Here is a 22302-nt window from a genome sequence, read left to right on the forward strand (position 1 = left end):
GGAATAAAAATATGCTTCTATCCTCATCACAAAAACAATCCATTTCTCAAAAAAATACTCCCCTAATTCGGGTGGAAAACTTACAAAAATACTTTCCAGTCATGGAAGGAATTTTGCTACAACGTCAAGTAGCAGCGATTAAAGCCGTTGATGGAATTACCTTTAATATTCAACGGGGAGAAACCTTAAGTTTAGTGGGGGAGTCGGGTTGTGGAAAAAGTACAACGGGACGAATGATTTTACAGCTTGCTCGTCCCACAGGGGGAACAATTTACTTTGAAAATATCGATTTAACCCGTTTAAACGAGAAAGAATTACATCCCTTTCGTCGTCGGATGCAAATGATTTTTCAAGATCCCTATTCTTCCTTAAATCCTCGAATGACCGTGGGTAAAATCATTAGTGAGCCTTTAATTATTCATCAATTAGCTACTAATAAAATAGCGCAAAATCGAGTCAAAGAATTATTGGGATTAGTGGGATTAAATTCCGATGCAATTAATCGTTATCCCCATGAATTTTCGGGGGGACAACAACAAAGGATTGGGATTGCGAGAGCCTTAGCGATGAATCCTGATTTTATTGTTTGTGATGAACCGATTGCCTCCTTGGATGTTTCCATTCAAGCCCAAGTGATTAATTTAATGCAAAACCTACAGCAAAATTTAGGGTTAACCTATCTTTTTATCGCCCATGATTTAAGTGTAGTTCGTCATATTTCTGACCGAGTTGCAGTGATGTATTTGGGTAAAATTGTTGAACTTGCAGATAGAATTTCTTTGTATGAAAATCCTCTGCATCCCTATACCCAAGCCCTATTATCTGCGGTTCCTATTCCTGACCCAGAATTAGAAGCAAAACGACAACGAATTTTATTAACTGGAGAAATTCCCAGTGCCTTAAACCCGCCAACAGGATGTCGATTTTGTAGCCGTTGTCCCTCTGTTATGGAACAATGTTGGCTGGAAGAACCGCCATTAAAAGCTATGGGTTTAAACCATTCTGTAGCCTGTCATTTGATTAAAGATTAATCACAAATTTAATCAATTTAGCCCTAAACATCAAATAATTTTATCAGATTCGACATTTAATAATCCTCAAGAAAATATTAAGTTCCCAGTCGGGTCTGAACAGCCCACACTCCGATCAAAATTCAGGCTATCATAATTTCAAATCAACCCCTATTGTTTATGGAGGGCCAGGAAACTGGTAAAACGTGCCTATCGAAACGATTTATGGTCAACTGCAAGGTCTAAAAGCCAGTCAGCTTAAACGGTTGCAAAGCCTGTATCATCAACGATTACCCGGCGATTTGATTACAACCGTAGAATTTGCCCAGCGACTAGCGGCCATCAGCACAGAAATTGATCAGCCTCTGTGCGCCTATATTAACCGCAGGGGACAGGTAATCCGGGTGGGAGTGGGAACTCCTCGCCAAACTCAAATTCCCCCCTTAGAACTGCCCCGCTATGGGAATGGACGCCTGAGTGGAATTCGCTGTATTACCACCCAAACTAGCCCGGAACCCCCTAAAGAAGCTGCTTTGACCGCCATGGCGATTCAACGTTTGGACATCCTGGTGGTTCTCACCCTAACTGGAAGTGGTTTTCAGCGACGGGGCGGGGGTGAAACGGGCTATATCAAAGACACCTATCTGGCTCACCTTGTCCCGGATATGGACACGGGAAATCATCAACAAATTGATAATGGCTTTTCGGCTATTCCCTATTATTTGTCGTTGCCCATGAGTCTGGATGCCCTATCGCAACAGGATTTTCTCGATTTAGTTAACGAACTAGAAACGGAATTTGAACGGGAATTTGTTGCCCGGGAAGTTGATTCTAGTCAGGATAAAGTGCTGTTAGTGGGGGTGAAAACAGAGAAGATATCCCCCCAACGGTTTGAAGATGGGTTAACGGAATTGGTGCGTTTAGTTGATACCGCCGGGGGCCAGGTGTTACAAACTTTACGCCAAAAGCGATCGCATCCTCACCCCCAAACCGTTGTCGGAGAGGGTAAAGTCCAGGAAATTGCCTTGGTTGCCCAAACCATCGGAGCTAATTTAATTGTATTTGACCGTGACCTATCTCCGGCCCAAGTTCGGAACCTGGAAACCCAAATCGGGGTCAGGATTGTAGACCGAACCGAACTTATCCTCGATATTTTTGCTCAACGCGCCCAGTCGGGGGCGGGAAAATTACAGGTGGAACTGGCCCAACTCGAATACAGTTTACCCCGGTTAACGGGTCGAGGTCGTGCCATGTCTCGGTTAGGGGGCGGAATTGGAACCCGGGGGCCAGGAGAAACGAAGTTGGAAACGGAACGACGGGCCATTCAACGCCGTATCTCCCGGCTCCAGCAGGAAGTGAATCAACTCCAAGCCCATCGTTCTCGTCTGCGCCAAAATCGTCAAGCTCAAGAGGTTCCTACCTTAGCCTTAGTTGGCTATACCAACGCCGGAAAGTCAACGCTATTAAATGTTTTAACCCAGTCGGAAGTCTATACGGCTGACCAACTGTTTGCTACCCTTGACCCCACGACTCGCCGTTTAGAGATTTCTGATACGATAACGGAGGAGCCTTTGACGGTGGTTGTCACCGATACGGTAGGATTTATTCATGAACTCCCACCTCCTTTAGTGGATGCGTTTAGAGCTACTTTAGAGGAGGTGACGGATGCCGATGCCTTGATTCATTTGGTGGATTTATCCCATTCGGCTTGGGAAAGTCAAATTGAGTCAGTGATGCAGATTTTAAGGCAAATGCCTGTTACTCCTGGCCCAGCATTATTAGCGTTTAATAAAATCGATCAAACTGATGGAGAAAATTTACGATTAGCGCAAGAAAAATATCCCCAAGCGGTTTATATTTCCGCTTCTAAAGGATTAGGATTAGAAACCCTAAGACAACGCATGGCGGCTTTAGTCCACTATGCAATTTCTAATCCCTAAAATATCCGAATAGAAACCGGGTTTCTATCAATATCTAGTTTGAGATCTTAATCTCTCAGCAGAAAATATCGGAATAGAAACCGGGTTTCTATCAATATCTAGTTTGAGATCGTAATCTCTAAGCAGAAACCCGGTTTCTAGGAAAAGTTAAACCGAAATAAAAGAACCTTGAAGTTGTTCAGGAAGAAGATTATAAACTATGCCTAAAACTTGATTTGAACCCGTGACACGAATGACTGTTTGAGAAAAAGAACCTGTTGATAACTCTAAGGTTAAATTCCCTTCTGTTAAACCTTCTGTTAAGCCAATTTTATCAATACCGGGTTCAAAATCTTCAATAATATCCGCTAAATTTTGATCTAAATTAGAGGTTGCTAAGGAAAGAATAAACAGATCAGATCCTATTCCTCCAGTTAAATAGTCACTCCCTAAATCTCCAGTTAACGTATCATTTCCGGCTTCTCCGTAGAGGTAATCAAAATCTTGACCTCCTGCTAATAAATCATTACCTAATCCACCCCAAATTATATCAAATCCTAAATTTCCATATAAATTATCATTCCCTTCATCTCCATAAAGATCATCGGAATTTTTCCCGCCAAATATATTATCATTTCCCTCTAAACTCTTAATAGTATCATCTCCTTGATATCCATAGAGAAAATTGTCATTAATTGTGCCAATAATATTATCATTTCCGCTATAAACAGAGGTATTAATAATTTGATTAATCCAATCTGCATAAACTGAAACTCGGGTATCAGAAGCATATTCTCCAAAGCTCTCATCTAAGCTACTGGTAACATCAATACCCTGTGCTGCCGGGGTAAAACCCGTGGAAGTTAGACCCGCAATTTTGCCATCAATAAAAGCTGGCCCTCCCGAATCTCCCGGGCTAATATTGACTTCTTCTAATCCCAATCCTAAATCATAAATACCAAATTCTTTTCCAAAAGCATCATTTTGGGGCAAACCATTATCAAAATCATAAATTAATTGTTTTCCAGGTTGATGATTATAATAATACGGAGCGCCATTAAATAAATCACCCAGAGCATCATAACGATTTTTTCCTGTCCGTTTGGTTGCAACAGCATCAGGATAACTATTTTGTCCTAAATTACCCGTTGCCGGAACACCATAACCGACTTTTTGCATCACTTGACCCACCTCATCAAACCCCGTATAAATCTCATAACGATTGGCAGTGGGCGGTGCAGGTTGAGCCAACTCTAAAATAGCAATATCATTGTTATAATTAAAGTCAGCATTCCAATCGGGATGAATATAAATTTGAGAGACAGGAATAGCAATTTGACCCGAGGGTAAATCAAAATAAATCGTATATTCTGAAGGAGAAAAATATTCTGGATTTCCTGATTTATCCGTAACACAATGGGCAACGGTTAAAATATGATTCCCCGTTATTAATAATGATCCGGTACAACTGCCGCCATTAATATCTTGAATCTTAACAACACCATCTAAATTTGTCCCTGGTTGTACAATATAACCAGGATTGAATGGATCAGAAGTGGGAACAGAAATCCGAGGTTGAGGTGCAATTACAGAAAAAGAAGTTGACATTTTGCTTTACTTAAATCAGGATAGTCTGGGTGGGTTTGGTCTGAGGATTCAGAATCAAATAGATCAATTTTTGATTTCATATTAACATAAAGAAAAACCATTCAATTTCCAGAACCTTCTATGGCAGCAAACGTTGAAATTTACACTTGGAGTACCTGTCCCTTTTGTATCCGAGCTAAAGCATTACTGAAAAAAAAAGGTGTAGACTTCACTGAATATACCATTGATGGGGATGAAGGGGCGCGAGATCAAATGGCACAACGGGCTAATGGTAGTCGTTCGGTTCCCCAAATCTTTATTAATGATCAGTATATTGGGGGGTGTGATGATATTCATGCTTTAGATCGTCAGGGAAAACTTGATCCTTTACTGGGTTAATTCTAATATCAATCCTGGCAAAACAAAACACTCTTGATTTACTCTGAGTTGGTTTTTAATGCCGGGATTTATCGATCATTCGTTGTTTGATTTGTTAACTATTAATTGTAAATAAAGATGAAATTTGCTTTCATTATTGACCCGGTTAAAACATTAAATCCCAGTCATGATACCAGCGTTGCTTTAATGGAAGCTACGCAACTTTTAGGACATGAAGTTTGGATCACACAAGCTCACCAATTAAATGTGGTTGAAGGTCAAACCTGGGCGCTTTTAACCCCGGTTTCTCTGACTCCGATTATCAGAGATCAGGATCGTTGGAAAGTTGATGAACCCTGGTTTTCGGTGGGTCAATCGATACTCCAACCCCTAGAAAATATGGATGCGGTATTCATGCGAACCGATCCTCCGGTGACAATTCCCTATCTCTATGCTACCTATCTTTTAGACTATATTAACCCCGAAAAAACTTTGGTTGTTAATTCTCCCCATGGGTTAAGAAAAGCAAATGAAAAAATGTACGCGCTGCAATTTAAAGATTGTATTCCTACAACTATTGTTAGTGGTGATAAACGGGTAATTAGGGAGTTTGTTGAACGTCAAGGAGCGGCGGTTTTAAAACCCTTGGGTGGAAAAGCGGGAGAGGGTATTTTGTTTTTACAAGGTAGCGATCGCAATTTCAATTCTTTAATTGAAATTAGTACCAAACAGGGTTTATATCCGGTCATGATTCAGACTTTTTTACCCGAAGCAAAAGAGGGAGATAAACGGATTATTCTGTTAAATGGTGAACCGATTGGAGCTATTAATCGGATTCCTACGGGTCAAGAATTTAGAGGAAATATGGCTGTAGGTGGACGGGTTGCTAAAACCGAAATTACAGATCGAGAACGGGAAATTTGTCAGAAATTAGCATCTCAATTAATCGCTGATGGCTTATATTTTGTAGGAATTGATATCATTGGAGGATATTTAACTGAAGTTAATGTTACCAGTCCCACCGGGATTAGAGAAATTGATTTATTGGATGAAGTTTATTTAGGAAAACAGGTGATAGAATGGGTAGAAAATAAAATTAAGACCCGTTGATAAATATTAACTGCTAGAGGGAAAGCGATCGCATCTCCCAACAAATTTGTTGAAGCTAATACAAATACCCCCATATTCGCTTGCACAATAGTCAAAGGTTGAGAGGTGCGATCTTTGGTAATAAACCCGGTTATTGCGCCGTTGTTGCGCCGTTGTTGCGCTTCAGCGCAATCCGATAAATAACCATGACCGATAAACAGTTTTTTAAACATAGAATTAGCAGTAGTCTCTGTTTATGAATAGCGATCGCCCACTGATGAACAAACCCTATATAGCAATCCTCAATCAGTTGTAATAAATTATAGGACTCAAACTCTACGTTAGGGGGTAATTCATGAATTGTTCCTACCGTAAATCAAAGAGGATTGCTATAGTTTAATCGATATTAACGGTTTGGGTTTCTTCTGTGATGGTTTGAGTTTTAATAGTTAATTCCGGTGTGGAATCTTCTATTTCAGAAATAGAATTTTCTTCTTCTAAAAGAAGTTCTGGAACTGGATTAATATTTTCTGAGTCTTGGGGTTCGATGATAGGTTCTGGAAATGGAACTTGATCAGCAATTTCAGGTAAGGGTGTCGGAGAATTAGATGTGACTTGAACTGGACTGAATAACTGAAGACGGAAACGACTCAAAAATCCACCCAATTGTTTAGCTAGGGGTTCAGGAGGAACATCCGGTCTTGTTTCTTGGGGTGGGATTTCAGATCCTACAGGTTCAGGTTGTTCTGCTTCTACAATAGGTTCAGGTTCCACCGTTAATTCTACGGGTTCCGATGGAGTCGCTTCAGGTTCCACAGTCAATTCTGCGGGTTCCGATGGAGTCGCTTCAGGTTCCACAGTCAATTCTGCGGGTTCCGATGGAGTCGCTTCAGGTTCTAGGGTTGTTTCTACTTCGGGCGCGGTTTGGTCAACGGGCTCAGTCGTAGGTTCATCTACGGGAGTCGAAATAAGTTCCGGTTCGGTCGTGGGAAGTTCTTCCGGTTCAGGTGTTTCAATCAAGTCTTGAGTGGCAAAATTAGGATTAAGGATTCCTTTGAGATCTGCAAAAGATAGTTTTTCTTGAGTAAGTTGAGACAGGGTATTTTTTAAATTAGGATTATAGGTAATCACCCGGCCGGTTTTATTAAAAACATTATCAACGGGATTTCCCTGTTCATTCAGATATTCAATTTGTACCCAGTTTTTACCCGGTTTTAGCCCTTTAAGGTATAAAGGTTGCCATTTATCGGTGGTGAAGCTTTCGCCATTAACAGTAATCCGAATTTGCCAATCAACAATTTCATCTGCTGGATTATCTTGGGCAACAATATGTAAAGGGGCATTATTTAGGTGAAAGTCTAGTAATATCGGTTCCGCACCGTATACTCCCTGGGGACGGTTATAAGTTAGTAAGGGTAGATTTTGATCGGGGTGATGATCAGGGGTTTTTGTGAAAATATGAAAGGTGGTTTGGGCAAAAGATCCTTCATTTTTGTAGCTTTCATCCCAAGGATAGGCAGCAAAAACCCTTAAAGTATGGGTTCCGGGGTCTAAATTCTCGAAAGTAATGGGAGTGGTAAGATCGTAAACGTCAATATTGGGTTGATTATCCAAGATCACTTGTAAATGGGGCCCTAAACCATATTTAGGATCTTGGAATAGGGGAAAACCCTGAACTTGGAGTTGCAAGTTAATCCTATCGTCTTCTAGTAGTTGATCGGGTTGAGGATTGAGGATAGTTACTTGAGGCTGGTAAACGTCAAGGGATGGACGAAGTTTTTGGATCAGTTTGGGGGGAGAAACCTGAGAAATCGGTTGGACGGCTTTAGAGATCCCCAGGGGGGGAGAAGTTAGAGGCGGAACTTCTGATGCGGAATTTCCACATCCAGTCAGACTGATAATGATTAAGAGTGCTAACAGGGTTGTGAGTTGGGTTTTTGCTCTTGTCCATCCCTGAAGTATGGGGTTTAGCACCTGATTTTTTTGAAGGAAGCCCAATCTAGTTTTATCCATAGGTTTTTTATTGAAAATCATAAGCCCAACCTTAATCTATCGGTTTTCGGGGGGTATTTAACTTCCCTGGGTTCGGTAGGGTGTCACTTGAGGAGTTCAGACCAATCCTAGCGCGGAATTGGGAAAGAAAAAAAGTAAAGTAAAGTCCCCGGAGTTGGTTTTGATCCCAGGTTTAAACGGACAAGGTTTTGTATCTTCTAGGTTATGGGGATATATTTTAAGTTTTGTAACATTTGTGGGGAAAAATTTGACTTTTTGAAATGCTTGTGAAAACTAAAATGATGATTTTGTAAAGAATCACGGGGAATTTTAATTATTGTTAACAAGTAGTTCCCCCCGGATTCAAAAAGATGATATATCATTTAAAGACAACAGCTACCCCAAACGGAAAGCCACTGCTATGCAAGGGTTTAGGTGCGGGTTAGTTGTCGAAATAAAATTTTAAAAGCCTTAAGGCAAACACAGGGGTGTTCTGTTGCCCCCGAACAAAGGTTGGTTTTAGTGCAGGTATAAACCTGAATAATTAGTCTCATAGAAATTTATCTATGAAACAAGTTAACGAAACACTAACTTTTGTTAAGGATTTTGAAAAAGGGGTATAACTTCTGTCAAAATCTGCAACGTTACTTATTTTTTGTCACAGGTCGAGGAGAGTCTAAATGACAATCAGTCCTCCAGAGCGTGAGGCAAAAGTAAAGGTTACGGTTGATAAAAATCCGGTTCCTACATCTTTCGAAAGATGGTCTAAACCAGGACACTTTCGCCGTGACCTCGCCAAAGGGCCAAATACAACCACTTGGATTTGGAACCTACACGCCGACGCTCACGACTTCGATAGTCATACCAGCGATTTAGAAGATATTTCGCGTAAAATTTTTAGCGCCCATTTTGGTCATTTAGCCGTGATTTTTATCTGGTTAAGTGGTGCCTACTTCCACGGCGCTAAATTTTCGAACTACGAAGCTTGGTTGGCTAACCCTACGGGGATTAAGCCTAGCGCTCAAGTTGTATGGCCAATTTTCGGCCAAGAAATTTTAAACGGTGATGTTGGTGGTGGCTTCCACGGGATTCAGATTACCTCTGGATTATTCCAACTGTGGCGAGCTTCTGGTTTCACCAACACATACCAGCTTTATTGCACCGCCATTGGTGCGCTGGTAATGGCAGGTTTGATGCTGTTTGCTGGTTGGTTCCACTATCACAAACGCGCTCCCAAACTGGAATGGTTCCAGAATGTGGAGTCGATGATGAACCACCACTTAGCTGGCTTGTTGGGTCTAGGCTGTTTGTCTTGGGCGGGTCACCAAATTCATGTGTCCTTACCCGTGAACAAACTGCTGGATGCGGGAGTGGCGGCGAAGGATATTCCTTTACCCCATGAATTCATCCTCAATCCCAACCTGATGGCAGAACTGTATCCCAGTTTTAAAGAAGGTTTAACACCATTCTTTACCTTGAATTGGGGAGTCTATTCGGACTTCTTAACTTTCAAAGGTGGATTAAACCCCCAAACAGGCGGTCTGTGGTTATCCGATACTGCACACCATCACCTGGCACTGGCAGTCCTGTTCATCATTGCTGGCCATATGTACCGGACAAACTGGGGCATTGGTCACAGCATGAAGGAAATCTTAGAAGCCCATAAAGGCCCCTTCACCGGAGAAGGCCATAAAGGACTCTATGAAATCCTGACCACCTCTTGGCACGCTCAGTTGGCGATTAACCTCGCATTGATGGGTTCTTTGAGCATCATTGTGGCTCACCACATGTACTCAATGCCTCCCTATCCTTACATTGCGACGGATTATCCCACCCAGTTGTCTCTGTTCACACACCATGTGTGGATTGGTGGCTTCCTGATTGTGGGTGCAGGAGCTCACGCTTCCATTTTCATGGTGCGTGATTACGTTCCGGCCAACAATGTCAACAACTTGCTAGATCGGGTGCTTCGTCACCGCGATGCAATTATCTCCCACCTGAACTGGGTCTGTATCTTCTTGGGATTCCATAGCTTTGGGTTATATGTTCATAACGACACCATGCGTGCGTTTGGACGTCCCCAAGATATGTTCTCGGATACAGGGATTCAACTCCAACCCGTGTTTGCCCAATGGGTGCAAAACATTCACGCTCTGGCCCCGGGTAGCACTGCTCCCCACGCCTTAGCTAGTGTTAGCCCTGTATTTGGCGGCGGTGTCGTAGCCGTCGGTGGCAAAGTAGCAATGATGCCGATTGTGTTAGGTACGGCGGACTTCATGGTTCACCATATCCATGCCTTCACGATTCACGTCACAGTTTTAATTCTGCTGAAAGGCGTTTTATACGCCCGTAGCTCTCGCTTGGTTCCCGACAAGAGTGAATTGGGTTTCCGATTCCCTTGCGATGGGCCAGGTCGGGGTGGTACTTGCCAAGTCTCTGGCTGGGATCACGTTTTCCTGGGTCTGTTCTGGATGTACAACTCCCTCTCCATCGTAATTTTCCACTTTAGCTGGAAGATGCAATCCGATGTCTGGGGAACCGTTGGTTCAGACGGCACCGTTTCTCACATCACCAGTGGCAACTTTGCCCAGAGTGCCATTACCATTAACGGATGGCTGCGTGATTTCCTGTGGGCGCAAGCTGCTCAGGTAATCAGTTCCTACGGATCAGCCCTCTCCGCCTACGGTCTGTTGTTCTTGGGTGCCCACTTCGTTTGGGCGTTCAGCTTAATGTTCCTGTTCAGTGGCCGCGGTTACTGGCAAGAACTGATTGAGTCCATTGTTTGGGCGCATAATAAGCTGAAATTAGCCCCAGCAATTCAACCTCGCGCTCTGAGTATTACTCAAGGTCGTGCGGTTGGTGTAGCTCACTACCTCTTAGGAGGCATTGCTACAACTTGGGCATTCTTCCTAGCCCGAATTATTTCAGTAGGATGAAAACTCTCTGCTCAGGGGCTGGGAAAGGCTGAATCAGCTTTCTCCTTCCCCCTGAAGCGGAATAACAAAGAACACGATTTAGTTAGGACTTATGGCAACTAAATTCCCAAAATTTAGCCAGGACTTGGCCCAAGACCCGACAACACGTCGGATTTGGTACGGGATTGCCACAGCCCATGATTTCGAGACCCATGATGGTATAACAGAGGAAAATCTTTACCAAAAGATCTTTGCTTCCCACTTCGGTCACCTCGCTATCATTTTCCTCTGGACTTCAGGCAACCTGTTCCACGTCGCTTGGCAAGGTAATTTTGAACAATGGGTTAAAGATCCTTTAAATATTCGCCCCATTGCTCACGCCATTTGGGATCCCCAATTTGGCCAACCTGCGGTAGAAGCTTTCACCCAAGCGGGTGCTTCTAACCCAGTGAACATCGCTTATTCTGGGGTATACCACTGGTGGTATACCATCGGAATGCGCTCAAATGCTGACCTGTATCAAGGGTCTATCTTCCTGTTGCTTTTGGCTGCTACCTTCCTGTTCGCAGGTTGGTTACACCTACAACCGAAGTATCGTCCCAGTCTGTCTTGGTTCAAGAATGCTGAATCTCGTTTGAACCACCACTTGGCAGGTCTGTTCGGGGTTAGTTCCCTGGCTTGGACTGGTCACTTGGTTCACGTTGCCATTCCTGAATCTCGCGGACAACACGTGGGTTGGGATAATTTCCTCAGCACTCTGCCCCACCCGGCAGGTCTGGCTCCCTTCTTCACGGGTAACTGGGGTGTGTACGCACAAAGCCCAGATACCGCTGGTCACATTTTTGGAACCTCTACGGGTTCTGGAACCGCTATTCTGACCTTCTTAGGTGGTTTCCATCCTCAAACTGAGTCTCTCTGGTTGACGGATATGGCTCACCACCATTTGGCGATCGCAGTGTTGTTCATCATTGCGGGCCATATGTACCGGACAAACTTTGGAATTGGTCATAGCATCAAAGAAATGATGAATTCCAAAGATCCTCTGTTCGGGATCAAAAATGAAGGGCCGTTCAACCTGCCTCATCAAGGGTTGTACGACACCATGAATAACTCCCTGCACTTCCAGTTAGCATTTGCTCTGGCTGCGCTGGGTGTGATCACCTCCCTGGTAGCGCAACATATGTACGCGCTGCCTCCCTACGCCTTCATCGCTAAGGATTACACCACGATGGCGGCGCTGTATACCCACCACCAATATATTGCTGGGTTCTTAATGGTCGGGGCTTTCGCTCACGGGGCAATCTTCCTGGTGCGCGACTATGATTCCGAACAGAACAAAGGCAACGTCTTGGATCGGATGTTACAGCACAAAGAGGCCCTCATCTCTCACTTAAGCTGGGTGTCTCTGTTCCTCGGTTTCCACACTCTGGGCTTATATGTCCATAACGATGTGGTGGTTGCCTTTGGAACTCCTGAAAAGCAAATTCTGATTGAACCGGTTTTTGCCCAATTTGTTCAAGCGGCTTCGGGTAAAGTGCTGTATGGCATGGATGTTTTATTGTCCAACGCTGACAGCATCGCCACCACTGCTTGGCCTAACGCTGGTAACGTCTGGTTGCCCGGTTGGTTAGATGCTATCAACTCTGGTAGCAACTCCCTATTCCTGAGCATTGGCCCTGGAGACTTCTTAGTTCACCATGCCATCGCTCTAGGTCTGCACACCACCACCTTGATTTTGGTCAAAGGTGCGTTGGATGCCCGTGGCTCTAAGCTGATGCCCGACAAGAAAGACTTCGGTTATGCCTTCCCTTGTGATGGCCCTGGCCGTGGTGGTACTTGCGACATCTCCGCTTGGGACTCTTTCTACCTGTCGATGTTCTGGATGCTGAATACCATTGGTTGGACAACCTTCTACTGGCACTGGAAGCACCTGGGCGTCTGGCAAGGAAACGTTGCTCAGTTCAACGAATCCTCCACCTATTTGATGGGCTGGTTCCGTGACTATCTGTGGCTGAATTCCGCTCAGTTAATTAACGGTTACAACCCTTATGGAACCAATAACCTGTCGGTTTGGGCTTGGATGTTCCTATTCGGACACCTAGTTTGGGCCACTGGATTTATGTTCCTGATCTCTTGGCGGGGTTACTGGCAAGAGTTAATCGAAACGATTGTCTGGGCCCATGAGCGGACTCCTTTGGCGAACTTAGTTCGTTGGAAAGACAAACCTGTGGCTCTATCTATCGTTCAAGCTCGTGTGGTTGGTTTAGCTCACTTTACCGTTGGCTATATCCTCACCTATGCAGCGTTCCTAATTGCCTCGACTGCGAGTAAGTTTGGTTGATGTAACTATTAATTCAATCCTCGTTTGATAGGTAATTAAAAATATCCCCTGCTTTCGAGTGGGGGATTTTTATTGGTTATTTTTTAATAAAAATTTTGATTCAGACTTGCTATTTTTCTAGTTTCTATGATTTGCGGTAAAATATTCATATTCATCTTTTATAGGCTAAAATCAACATAAATATACCTCAAGTTAAAAATCCAGTTGAAGCTATCGATTTAATATAAAATGAGTATCTCCACGTCGGTACTAAAGGAATTGGTGCATTTCTTGCCCAATTTAAAGCCCCAAATTTATTTTAAATCCTCTTTAACTGCCCTATCTCATGCGATGGAGGATCAGGTTTTAGCCGCAACTGAACAACCTCTAGTAATTGCTACCTTTCAACAGGAAAGATTTTATCGTCAAGAAGCTCACCGTTACCGAAAAATTGCCGCGATCACACCCCAGGTTTATGTGATGGCAGCCGAAGAAACAGAGTTTCAAAACTCCTCTGATATTCACGAAACAGTAGCATTTGCCCCGCAGGAGCAACTGAGTCAAGAATGGAATTTATTGGTTTTAGGACAATATTATTCAACCTGTTTAGTTTGTGTTGAACGAGAAGATTTAGTTCAGAAGTCTGATATACCCGAACAGTTATTAATGGATCAGGCTCGTCCCTTTGAAGGAATTTGGACATCTGATCGCCAAGTTTGTATTAAAGTTGCAGAATTACTCCTAGAAAGAATTTTATATTACCGTCCTGAATTAGCAGAAAAAGTGACACAAGCCTTTCTTTCTTATAATATTCGTTCCGCAACTAAAAAACCCAAAAAATCTTCAAACCGAACAAAATCTAATTCGAGTTCTAGCGATTATTCTTCCGTGAATGATCCCTTTGCTTATCGTTTAGTCACCTATTTACAAGCGGGTCAACATAAACTTTTACGAGTTTATCGGTCTTTGGCTGCTAAGGAACGAAAAGAACGTTTAGTTAATTCTATTACATCCACTATTCGCCAATCTCTCAATCCTCAAGAGGTGATTAAAGTCGCAACCCATGAGTTAGGGGAAGCTATGGGTGCCTGTCGTTGTCTGATTTATCGCTGCAAAGCCACGGATAATTCTGTTAAAGTTTCTAATGAATATTTATATAATAATGTGATTTCTGTGATGGGAAAAACTTGGATTTTGCGAGAAAATCCTTTGTTTCAAGAAGTCGTTAAACGTCAAGAACCAATTTATATTAATACCACCGATAACATTGAAATAGAATGGATTAATACCTGGAATAATGATCCTGTAAAATCTAAGGAATCCCTAAAAAAAATAACCCAAAAATGGCAAATTAAAGGCTGGTTAATGATTCCTATTTTATACCAAGGTCAACTCTTGGGTATGGTAGAATTACACCAATGTGATTGTAATAATGTGGTTTGGCAAGAAGATGATTTATTAATGGTAGATGCGATCTCTACTCAACTTGGTGCTGCGATTATTCAAGCGGAAACCTATGCCAACTTAGAAGATCTAAACCAACAATTAGAAGCATTAGAACGCACTCGTAGTAATTTAATTGCGATTACCGGCCATGAACTTAGAACTCCCTTATCCACCATTTTAATTTGTTTAGAAAGTTTGAATCAAGAACCAGATATGCCCTTGGAAATGCGAAAAGTCATGTTAGATACGGCCTTAGAAGATGCAGAAAGGTTAAGAAAATTAGTCCAAGATTTTTTAAAATTGTCCCATTTAGAAAGTGGTCGAGTTGATTGGAACCCCGAATCTTTAAGACTCAAAGAATGTATTGATTTAGCGATTAGTGGAATTCGTACCCATCATAATCAAAATCAAGTTCCCGGGATTGAAACAGAAGTTCCCTCGAATTTACCTTTAGTTCAAGCCGATGGCGAATGGTTAGTAGAATTACTCTCTAAACTATTAGATAATGCCTGTAAATTTACCGATTCTGATGGTAAAGTTACAATTAACGCCAAATGTAATGGAGATCAAATGATAGAAGTGACGATCTCCGATACCGGACGGGGCATTGAACCCAATCGTTTAGACGCGGTATTTGAGCGGTTTTATCAAGAAGAAGGTTCCTTGCGTCGAAGTGTCGGTGGAACGGGCTTAGGATTAGCGATCGGCAAACAAATTGTTAACGGTTGGGGCGGGAAAATCTGGGCAGATTCCCAGGGTAAAAATCAAGGAAGTCAGTTCCATTTTACAATTCCCTATGTTGAAGGGGATTGATACTCTCTCTCACTCATTTTTTCCAAAATAGCCAAAATTCTAGGCGGTTAAGGGTTTATCGACATCTCGCCAAGGTTGGAGTTGTTCCCGAATTTCTGATATCATTTTATTTCTATCCCCCCGAACAAGATTTTAAAACCCAACCGATGACAATTCCTAACCCTCCAAAACGAACCGCTTGCCAAAAAGGTTCCTTAAAACTTCCCCAAGTCACCAAACGACTTTCTAAATTAAATTCTATAGTTTCTAACTGCGTTTTTAACTGTTCTAATTCCTCTTTTAACTGTTGCGATTTCGTTTCACGAATTTGAGGAATCACTTCATCAATCCGGTTTTTTAATTCGATTTGACGTTGTTCATCCTGTTGAATTTGCGTCAATCGTTGTTTAAGATTAATCAAAGATTGTTCAACCTCGATTAACCCCTGTTCAATAGCTTGAGTCCCATCCTGATCAGAATTATTCGTTGATGGGGGTTGAGACGATGGTTGACTTGCCATAATAGTAAAAGACAGAATTCACCCCGCAATTAAAACTATAATTTATGACTAACTCCAATTCCACAACTACCGACCTTTCTAACCATAATATCAGTCCACGCACGGCTAGTCTCAGCGAGTATAGCACATTGGAACTCGCCCAAGCCCTGTCGGAACGGTTAGCCATTCCTGAACGAGACTGGCATCGCCTCAAGTCTGACCGCAATGCTCGCGCTGGGGAACATTTGGCGGCGGCTTTAGTGTTTTTGCTTAAGAATCAGCCCAAGGAAGTAATTCCTCGGTTAAATCAAGCAGTAGGTTGGTTAGAACGATTGATTTCTGCTCCTCCTTGTCCTACCCATGGCACAACTAAAAAAAATAAGTCGTAACCATCCTATCACAAACTAACCTTAAAATTGGGAGTTGAAATCCAGCAGGTTAGGAAATAATCAGAGATAAAATCTTAACTAATAATCACTCAACTCCCTATCAAAATAAGTCGTTTTGACGAATTTTAACGGATTAAAACCCTTACCAATCCTGTCGTTTATAAGCGCTTGCCACTTTCTTACATAACGTCAGTTCTGTTCCGGTTCGATTCCATTGCACACGATCAAAAAGTTGATAGAGAATGTACAAACCTCGTCCGCATTCATGTTCATCATGGGGTAAATCAGAATCATGGGTTTGTTCGCAGTCTTCCTCCTCCCGCAATCGACATTGACAAGGAGGTTTAAAACCGCCGCCCTGATCTGATATAATCCACCAACAATAATCTTGAATTAAACAAAAACGGACGACTACTGTTTTACTCGGGTCTAGCTTATTGCCATGCTTGGCAGCATTGACAAGGGCCTCTTGTAGTCCCAGGCGAATTTCGGCTTGCAACCGGTCTGGAATTTCAGAGAGAAGCAAGTCCAAAACTGGACAGAGATACAACGTGGAAGCAAAGCTAATGGTGACCCAGTTTCGTTTAACCGGACGCGATGTTAAAGCAATCACACGGAAAACTCCCTGGCAACGTGGTGGATAAACCTCACACCCTGTATAGTTATAAATTCTCTCCTACTCTGGAACTTAACTTGGGTGGGTGAGCGTGAGTACCCGTTCATTCATTAGATTACCAAAAGAATAGGAAAAAACACAATTAATTTGGAAAAATAGTGTATTTTTTTGTATTATAAATGAAATATAAACAATCTCAACCTTCGAGAAATCAAGGAATTTTGCAGAAAACAAGCCAAGAGAAGACTTAGATTTGACTGTTGATCACGATGACAAAATCAACCTTTTTGATTTATGCTAATCGGTGAAAGTTAGTAGCTATTGATACAAAAGAACAAATTAGCTTTGATTCTTATAATCCTTTTGTTAATATTATTAATGTAACTTAATATTTTTTGATAAAACGACATGATAACTCCCCCAACTCTGACTCCAGAAGTGCTCCCAGGACAATATTGGCAGTGGCGGGATCAGTCGATTTACTATGTCCGCGCCGGTGAACGTCATCCCCAGCGTCCGCCGTTGCTGCTGGTGCATGGGTTTGGAGCATCAACGGATCACTGGCGGAAAAATATACAAGGGTTACAATCGGATTTTGAGGTCTGGGCGATTGATTTATTAGGGTTTGGTCGGTCTGCAAAACCCAAAGTCGAATATAGCGGTCAACTGTGGCGAGATCAACTCCATGACTTCATTACCGAGGTGATTGGTCAACCCGTGATTTTAGCGGGAAATTCTTTAGGGGGGTATGGGTGTTTATGTGTTGCTGCCCAATGTCCATCGACGGCAAAAGGTATCATTTTACTCAATAGTGCTGGGCCATTTACAGAGACAGAACCCCGTCCAGAACCTGCCTTTTGGCAAAAGGCTATTTCTCAAACTACGCGATCGCTTTTCCGTCAAGATTGGGTGAGTTTTCTGATTTTCCAATGGACAAAACGCCGTTCAATTATTCGGAAAACCCTCCTGAAAGTCTATGTTAATCCCGATGCAGTTACGGATCAATTAGTCGAAGAAATTTATCGTCCCTCCTGTGATTCCGGTGCAGCCCAGGTGTTTGCCTCAGTATTCAAAAGTCCCCAAGGAGAAAAAGTCGATGTATTATTAAATCAATTAACCGCTCCTCTATTATTAATTTGGGGAGAAGGAGATCCCTGGATGAAATGTCGAGAACGAAGTGGCAAGTTTCATCAATATTATCCCCAATTAAAAGAATACTTTCTAAGGGCGGGTCATTGCCCCCATGATGAAGTTCCCGAACAGGTTAATAATATTATTCATTCTTGGGTTTTGGAACAGGTTTAATCGCCTAATTATGGCTTATCAATCCCTCTTTTTTAGGGGGATGTAATCAACTCTTTGCCCATGAATTAAATCCTTAAGATGCGATGAATCGCAACAACGGTTTAATAATATTCATATCGGGGATGAATCCGAGGGTTAAGTCTATCTTGGACAGGTTCGCCTTCTTTTAGGTGTTGTTCAACGATCAGAGAAACATCTTCGGGTTTAACCCGATAATACCAAATTTCATCAGGAATTACCCGCACCGTCGGGCCAGTATTACATTGACCCAGACAACCACTCGCTTCTATGGTAACGCCCTCAATATTACAATTTTGGAAAGTCTCCAGAACTTTACTAGACCCTTGGAGTTGACAAGACTGATGTTGACAAATTAACACACAACGAGGGGGTTGAGTTGGCATAGATAAACATTTAATTTCAATCAAAAACTAACAATTAACTCCATCTACAATTTAACTTAAAACAACTCCAAAGATCAAAGTTAGTGTTTACAACTTCTTTGTGTCTTTGTGGTTAAATTAGCTATAAATTATTTTGATGCGTGCGCTTTGCTGACATACCCGAAAAAAAACTGCTCTAGCGGATGCTAAAGCAGAGATTGACTTACACTATATTTAATTAAAGCGATGCTTCCATCTGAGCAATATCCAAAGTTGTCCTCAACACCGAATCAGGATTTAAACTGATGGAATCTATTCCTAATTCCACTAAGAAACGAGCAAATTCAGGATAATCACTGGGAGCTTGACCACAAATTCCGATTTTACGATTATATTCTTTAACCGTTGCGATCGCCATTTCAATCATCCGTTTCACCGCTTCATTCCGTTCATCAAAAATATGGGCAACCAAAGCAGAATCTCGATCTAATCCTAACGTTAATTGGGTTAAATCATTCGATCCAATTGAGAATCCATCAAACACCTGACAAAACTCATCAGCCATCAAAATATTACTGGGTAATTCACACATCACATAGACTTGTAACCCCTGTTGACCGCGAACTAACCCATGTTTTGCCATTTCTGCTAAGACTTTTTTCCCTTCTTCCGGGGTTCGACAAAAAGGAATCATCGGGATCACATTTGCCAGTCCCATTTCATTCCTGACCCGTTTTAAGGCTTCACATTCTAAGGCAAAAGCCTCTTGATATTTCGGGTCATAATATCGGGAAGCCCCCCGCCAACCAATCATTGGATTTTCTTCGGTAGGTTCAAATTGCCGACCCCCCAATAAATTCGCATATTCATTACTTTTGAAATCACTCATCCTTACCACCACAGGATTCGGATAAAAAGCCGCCGCAATCATACTAATTCCCTGGGCAAGTTTATCGACAAAGAAATCCGGTTTATGGTCATATTGTTCGGTTAATTGGGCGATTTCTTGTTTAACACTTTGATCCTCTAATTGATCAAAATGAATTAACGCTAATGGGTGAGTTTTGATATGATTGGCAATAATAAATTCTAACCGAGCTAACCCGACCCCATCATTTGGAATCGCCGACAATTTAAACGCTTCTTCTGGGTTTCCCACATTCATCATAATTTTAGTCCGGGTTTTAGGAAGATGGTCTAATACCGTTTCTTCCACCACAAAAGGAACTAACCCTTGATAGACTTTTCCTTCTTCTCCTTCTGCACAGGAAACCGTAATTTTATCACCAGTATTTAGGATTTCTGTGGCATTAATTGATCCGACAATTGCCGGGATTCCTAACTCCCGGGCAATAATCGCCGCGTGACAAGTTCTGCCCCCAGAGTTAGTAATAATGGCACTGGCTTTTTTCATAATCGGTTCCCAGTCGGGGTCAGTGCGATGGGTAACTAAGACATCTCCGGGTTGGAACTGATCCATGTTTTTAACATTAGTCATGATACAGGCTTTTCCCTGTCCAATTTTGTCCCCAACTGCCCGACCAGTAAGCAATACTCGACCTTTACCTTGCAATTTATAATTCTCTAATACCCGACCTGTTTTTTGAGATTGTACGGTTTCCGGGCGAGCTTGAACAATAAATAGTTCTCCGGTTAAGCCATCCTTTGCCCACTCAATATCCATCGGCGAATAACATTGTCGGACTTGGGAATAGTGATCCTCAATCATCACTGTCCATTGTGCTAATTTGAGAATTTCATCGTCTGAGAGGGCGTATTTTTTCTGTTCAGAAATCGGAACATTAATATTTTTGGTAGTTTGTCCCATTTCATAGACCATTTTAATCGCTTTTGTGCCTAAGCGTTTCTCTAAAATGGGTTTGAATCCTTCCCGTAAGGTGGGTTTAAAAACTAAATATTCATCGGGATTAACTGTCCCTTGAACCACATTTTCTCCTAACCCGTAAGCTGCCGTAATTAAAGCGGCATTTTTAAATCCAGTTTCCGTATCAATGGAGAACATTACCCCCGATGTAGCTAAGTCAGAACGTACCATTTTTTGAATGCCAACAGATAGGGCAATATTCAGATGATCAAATCCTTTTAAAGCCCGATAGGAGATGGCGCGATCGGTAAAAATAGAGGCAAAACATTGACGAGTTGCATTTAATAAAGCTTTACCCCCTTTAATATTTAAGTAGGTTTCTTGTTGTCCGGCAAAACTCGCATCGGGTAAGTCTTCGGCGGTGGCGGAGGAACGCACGGCGACATCGGTATTTTGACCGTAGCGATCGCCAAGTTTTTGATAAGCTGATAGGATTTCCGTTTCTAATTTTGGGGGAAATAAAGTATTTAAAATTAGCGATCGCGCCTGTTGACCACAATTACGCAGATTTTTCAGATCTTCGACATCCAACTTAGCAAATAATTGTCTGAGTTGTTGTTCTAAATTAGCATAAGTAATAAAATACCAATAGGCGTAAGCTGTAATTGCAAATCCTTGAGGAACATTAATGCCTTTGGGCTGTAATTGTTGAATCATTTCCCCCAAGGAAGCATTTTTTCCTCCTACCAAACCAATATCTTTAATTCCCACTTGATCAAACCAGAGAATTAAGGCTTGTTCTTTCTGTTGAGATACGGGTTTAAACGGTAAAGTTTTTAACATGGTTTAAATCTCTCCAAACGCAACGGACTATCTAATTGTTAGATAGGGTGTGTGTACTTTTGTTGCAAAATAAGTCTGTTGAGGGAAAAGGTTAGTTTTTTCTGTCTTTCGACAGAGTTAACGTTTCCTCTAAAATATGAAAACCCTTGATCCCCAATATTTAAACGTCGAGTTTTATTTTGTTATAGTTGGAGAGCAGGGGGTGGCTGACTCAATTCCTGGCGTTTAATTGTTCCTACTTTTATCTTATTTCGTCTGTGGGAAATCGACATCCCTCTTGGTAGAATAGTCTTAGTTACTTAAAGGAAAGAATGGCGACCTATCGGCTTCTGAGAGATAGTTTAAGAAACATTAAGTTTTTTTAGGAGGCGCGAATGAAAGTTAAGGAATGTTACAAAACCACGGAGATCTGGGAAAGCAACCAATGTCTGGACGCCATTTGTCCCATTGAGTTCATCCTGGAGTTAATCGGAACTAAATGGTCAATCTCCATCCTGCGGGAGTTATTTCGGGGACATCAACGCACCCATGAATTATTAGAATCCTTACCCGGAATTAGCACCAAAACCCTCACCGTCCGGTTGCGGGAGTTAGAAAAACATGGGTTAATTCTCCGCACGGTTTATGCTGAAATTCCTCCACGGGTAGAATATTGTCTAACCGATAAGGGGCGGGAACTTCAACCCATTTTAATCGCTTTAAAACAGGTGGGAGAACGCTGGTTAAAGGATAGCCACTGTGTTTGTCCCTTAGAATTGGGGGTTTAGGGAATTACGAATTACGAATTACGAATTACGAAAGCAAACTGTTCCGGTGTTCCCTAGTGCGTAGCGCTATAACAGAGTTTTCCAGTTCCTGTCGATAACCCGCGCTGAAATGGATTTCAGAACTAACATCGAACGTCTTTTTTACGCGATTGTTGAGATTAGATGATTAGAGAAATCCCGGACAGGGTGCGGGTTTCAGGATCATCAAATCTGATGTAGAATTCTGA

The 22302-nt window shown here is 42.2% G+C and carries 17 protein-coding genes; 10 read left to right on the forward strand and 7 right to left on the reverse strand.

Features of this window, described 5'->3' with window-relative positions:
* Positions 1 to 11 precede the first annotated feature (11 nt).
* Together PL9631_RS00640 and hflX are read left to right on the forward strand one after the other, a co-directional pair.
* Positions 12 to 1031 (forward strand): ABC transporter ATP-binding protein, encoded by a 1020-nt coding sequence (locus PL9631_RS00640; RefSeq protein ID WP_083616116.1) that lies wholly within the window; start codon positions 12 to 14, stop codon positions 1029 to 1031.
* Between the two features lie 191 nt (positions 1032 to 1222).
* Positions 1223 to 2950: a GTPase HflX gene (hflX, locus tag PL9631_RS00645; protein WP_231516607.1), complete on the forward strand. Its 1728-nt coding sequence runs from the start codon at positions 1223 to 1225 to the stop codon at positions 2948 to 2950.
* Between the two features lie 147 nt (positions 2951 to 3097).
* On the opposite strand, the gene PL9631_RS00650 is transcribed toward hflX, so the two are convergent.
* The gene (locus PL9631_RS00650) at positions 3098 to 4537 is read right to left on the reverse strand and encodes a trypsin-like serine protease (protein ID WP_083616118.1); all 1440 of its coding nucleotides are present in this window, start codon (positions 4535 to 4537) and stop codon (positions 3098 to 3100) included.
* A gap of 120 nt (positions 4538 to 4657) precedes the next feature.
* Here PL9631_RS00650 and grxC point away from each other — a divergent pair, with 120 nt between their 5' ends.
* Positions 4658 to 4915, forward strand: a complete 258-nt coding sequence (gene grxC, locus PL9631_RS00655; RefSeq protein ID WP_083616119.1) for a glutaredoxin 3 — start codon at positions 4658 to 4660, stop codon at positions 4913 to 4915.
* A gap of 117 nt (positions 4916 to 5032) precedes the next feature.
* A complete protein-coding gene (gshB, locus tag PL9631_RS00660) occupies positions 5033 to 6004 on the forward strand; it encodes a glutathione synthase (protein WP_083616120.1) in 972 nt (323 codons plus the stop codon).
* Here the strand turns inward: gshB and PL9631_RS00665 are convergent.
* Both PL9631_RS00665 and PL9631_RS00670 read right to left on the reverse strand, forming a co-directional pair.
* Positions 5950 to 6216 (reverse strand): hypothetical protein, encoded by a 267-nt coding sequence (locus PL9631_RS00665; protein WP_156090397.1) that lies wholly within the window; start codon positions 6214 to 6216, stop codon positions 5950 to 5952. The genes gshB and PL9631_RS00665 overlap by 55 nt on opposite strands.
* 163 nt (positions 6217 to 6379) lie before the next feature.
* Positions 6380 to 7996 (reverse strand): hypothetical protein, encoded by a 1617-nt coding sequence (locus PL9631_RS00670; protein WP_156090398.1) that lies wholly within the window; start codon positions 7994 to 7996, stop codon positions 6380 to 6382.
* Positions 7997 to 8655: 659 nt separating this feature from the next.
* On the opposite strand from PL9631_RS00670, the gene psaA reads away from it, so the two are divergent.
* The 3 genes from psaA to PL9631_RS00685 all read left to right on the forward strand — a co-directional run bounded on the left by psaA (position 8656) and on the right by PL9631_RS00685 (position 15469).
* On the forward strand, positions 8656 to 10911 hold the full coding sequence (gene psaA / locus PL9631_RS00675; protein WP_083616122.1) for a photosystem I core protein PsaA: 2256 nt from the start codon (positions 8656 to 8658) through the stop codon (positions 10909 to 10911).
* A gap of 91 nt (positions 10912 to 11002) precedes the next feature.
* Positions 11003 to 13231 (forward strand): photosystem I core protein PsaB, encoded by a 2229-nt coding sequence (gene psaB / locus PL9631_RS00680; protein WP_083616123.1) that lies wholly within the window; start codon positions 11003 to 11005, stop codon positions 13229 to 13231.
* Positions 13232 to 13459: 228 nt separating this feature from the next.
* Positions 13460 to 15469 carry a DICT sensory domain-containing protein gene (locus tag PL9631_RS00685; RefSeq protein ID WP_083616124.1) on the forward strand — a complete coding sequence of 670 codons (2010 nt, stop codon included), beginning with the start codon at positions 13460 to 13462 and terminating at the stop codon, positions 15467 to 15469.
* Between the two features lie 112 nt (positions 15470 to 15581).
* On the opposite strand, the gene PL9631_RS00690 is transcribed toward PL9631_RS00685, so the two are convergent.
* Positions 15582 to 15968, reverse strand: a complete 387-nt coding sequence (locus PL9631_RS00690) for a DUF2203 domain-containing protein (RefSeq protein WP_083616125.1) — start codon at positions 15966 to 15968, stop codon at positions 15582 to 15584.
* Positions 15969 to 16012: 44 nt separating this feature from the next.
* Between PL9631_RS00690 and PL9631_RS00695 the strand changes: the two genes are divergently transcribed.
* Positions 16013 to 16336, forward strand: a complete 324-nt coding sequence (locus PL9631_RS00695) for a DUF6439 family protein (protein ID WP_083616126.1) — start codon at positions 16013 to 16015, stop codon at positions 16334 to 16336.
* 142 nt (positions 16337 to 16478) lie between these two features.
* Here the strand turns inward: PL9631_RS00695 and PL9631_RS00700 are convergent, their stop codons facing one another.
* Positions 16479 to 16949, reverse strand: a complete 471-nt coding sequence (locus PL9631_RS00700) for an ATP-binding protein (RefSeq protein WP_083616127.1) — start codon at positions 16947 to 16949, stop codon at positions 16479 to 16481.
* 411 nt (positions 16950 to 17360) lie between these two features.
* Between PL9631_RS00700 and PL9631_RS00705 the strand changes: the two genes are divergently transcribed.
* Positions 17361 to 18257, forward strand: coding sequence for an alpha/beta fold hydrolase (locus PL9631_RS00705; RefSeq protein WP_083616128.1), 897 nt, complete (start codon positions 17361 to 17363; stop codon positions 18255 to 18257).
* 101 nt (positions 18258 to 18358) lie between these two features.
* On the opposite strand, the gene PL9631_RS00710 is transcribed toward PL9631_RS00705, so the two are convergent.
* Together PL9631_RS00710 and ppsA are read right to left on the reverse strand one after the other, a co-directional pair.
* Positions 18359 to 18661, reverse strand: coding sequence for a (2Fe-2S) ferredoxin domain-containing protein (locus PL9631_RS00710; RefSeq protein WP_083616376.1), 303 nt, complete (start codon positions 18659 to 18661; stop codon positions 18359 to 18361).
* 217 nt (positions 18662 to 18878) lie between these two features.
* Positions 18879 to 21308: a phosphoenolpyruvate synthase gene (ppsA, locus tag PL9631_RS00715; protein ID WP_083616129.1), complete on the reverse strand. Its 2430-nt coding sequence runs from the start codon at positions 21306 to 21308 to the stop codon at positions 18879 to 18881.
* Between the two features lie 374 nt (positions 21309 to 21682).
* On the opposite strand from ppsA, the gene PL9631_RS00720 reads away from it, so the two are divergent.
* Complete coding sequence (locus tag PL9631_RS00720) at positions 21683 to 22075, forward strand: winged helix-turn-helix transcriptional regulator (protein ID WP_083616130.1); 393 nt, start codon at positions 21683 to 21685, stop codon at positions 22073 to 22075.
* The last annotated feature ends 227 nt before the right edge of the window (positions 22076 to 22302 follow it).

The sequence above is a fragment of the Planktothrix paucivesiculata PCC 9631 genome (assembly GCF_900009265.2).
Lineage (GTDB): Bacteria > Cyanobacteriota > Cyanobacteriia > Cyanobacteriales > Microcoleaceae > Planktothrix > Planktothrix paucivesiculata.

Coding starts and splice junctions, on each gene's coding strand:
- PL9631_RS00640 (WP_083616116.1), top strand. CDS start 12: ATGCTTCTATCCTCATCACAAAAACAATCCATTTCTCAAAAAAATACT.
- PL9631_RS00650 (WP_083616118.1), bottom strand. CDS start 4,537: ATGTCAACTTCTTTTTCTGTAATTGCACCTCAACCTCGGATTTCTGTT.
- grxC (WP_083616119.1), top strand. CDS start 4,658: ATGGCAGCAAACGTTGAAATTTACACTTGGAGTACCTGTCCCTTTTGT.
- gshB (WP_083616120.1), top strand. CDS start 5,033: ATGAAATTTGCTTTCATTATTGACCCGGTTAAAACATTAAATCCCAGT.
- PL9631_RS00665 (WP_156090397.1), bottom strand. CDS start 6,216: ATGTTTAAAAAACTGTTTATCGGTCATGGTTATTTATCGGATTGCGCT.
- PL9631_RS00670 (WP_156090398.1), bottom strand. CDS start 7,996: ATGGATAAAACTAGATTGGGCTTCCTTCAAAAAAATCAGGTGCTAAAC.
- psaA (WP_083616122.1), top strand. CDS start 8,656: ATGACAATCAGTCCTCCAGAGCGTGAGGCAAAAGTAAAGGTTACGGTT.
- psaB (WP_083616123.1), top strand. CDS start 11,003: ATGGCAACTAAATTCCCAAAATTTAGCCAGGACTTGGCCCAAGACCCG.
- PL9631_RS00685 (WP_083616124.1), top strand. CDS start 13,460: ATGAGTATCTCCACGTCGGTACTAAAGGAATTGGTGCATTTCTTGCCC.
- PL9631_RS00690 (WP_083616125.1), bottom strand. CDS start 15,968: ATGGCAAGTCAACCATCGTCTCAACCCCCATCAACGAATAATTCTGAT.
- PL9631_RS00695 (WP_083616126.1), top strand. CDS start 16,013: ATGACTAACTCCAATTCCACAACTACCGACCTTTCTAACCATAATATC.
- PL9631_RS00705 (WP_083616128.1), top strand. CDS start 17,361: ATGATAACTCCCCCAACTCTGACTCCAGAAGTGCTCCCAGGACAATAT.
- PL9631_RS00710 (WP_083616376.1), bottom strand. CDS start 18,661: ATGCCAACTCAACCCCCTCGTTGTGTGTTAATTTGTCAACATCAGTCT.
- ppsA (WP_083616129.1), bottom strand. CDS start 21,308: ATGTTAAAAACTTTACCGTTTAAACCCGTATCTCAACAGAAAGAACAA.
- PL9631_RS00720 (WP_083616130.1), top strand. CDS start 21,683: ATGAAAGTTAAGGAATGTTACAAAACCACGGAGATCTGGGAAAGCAAC.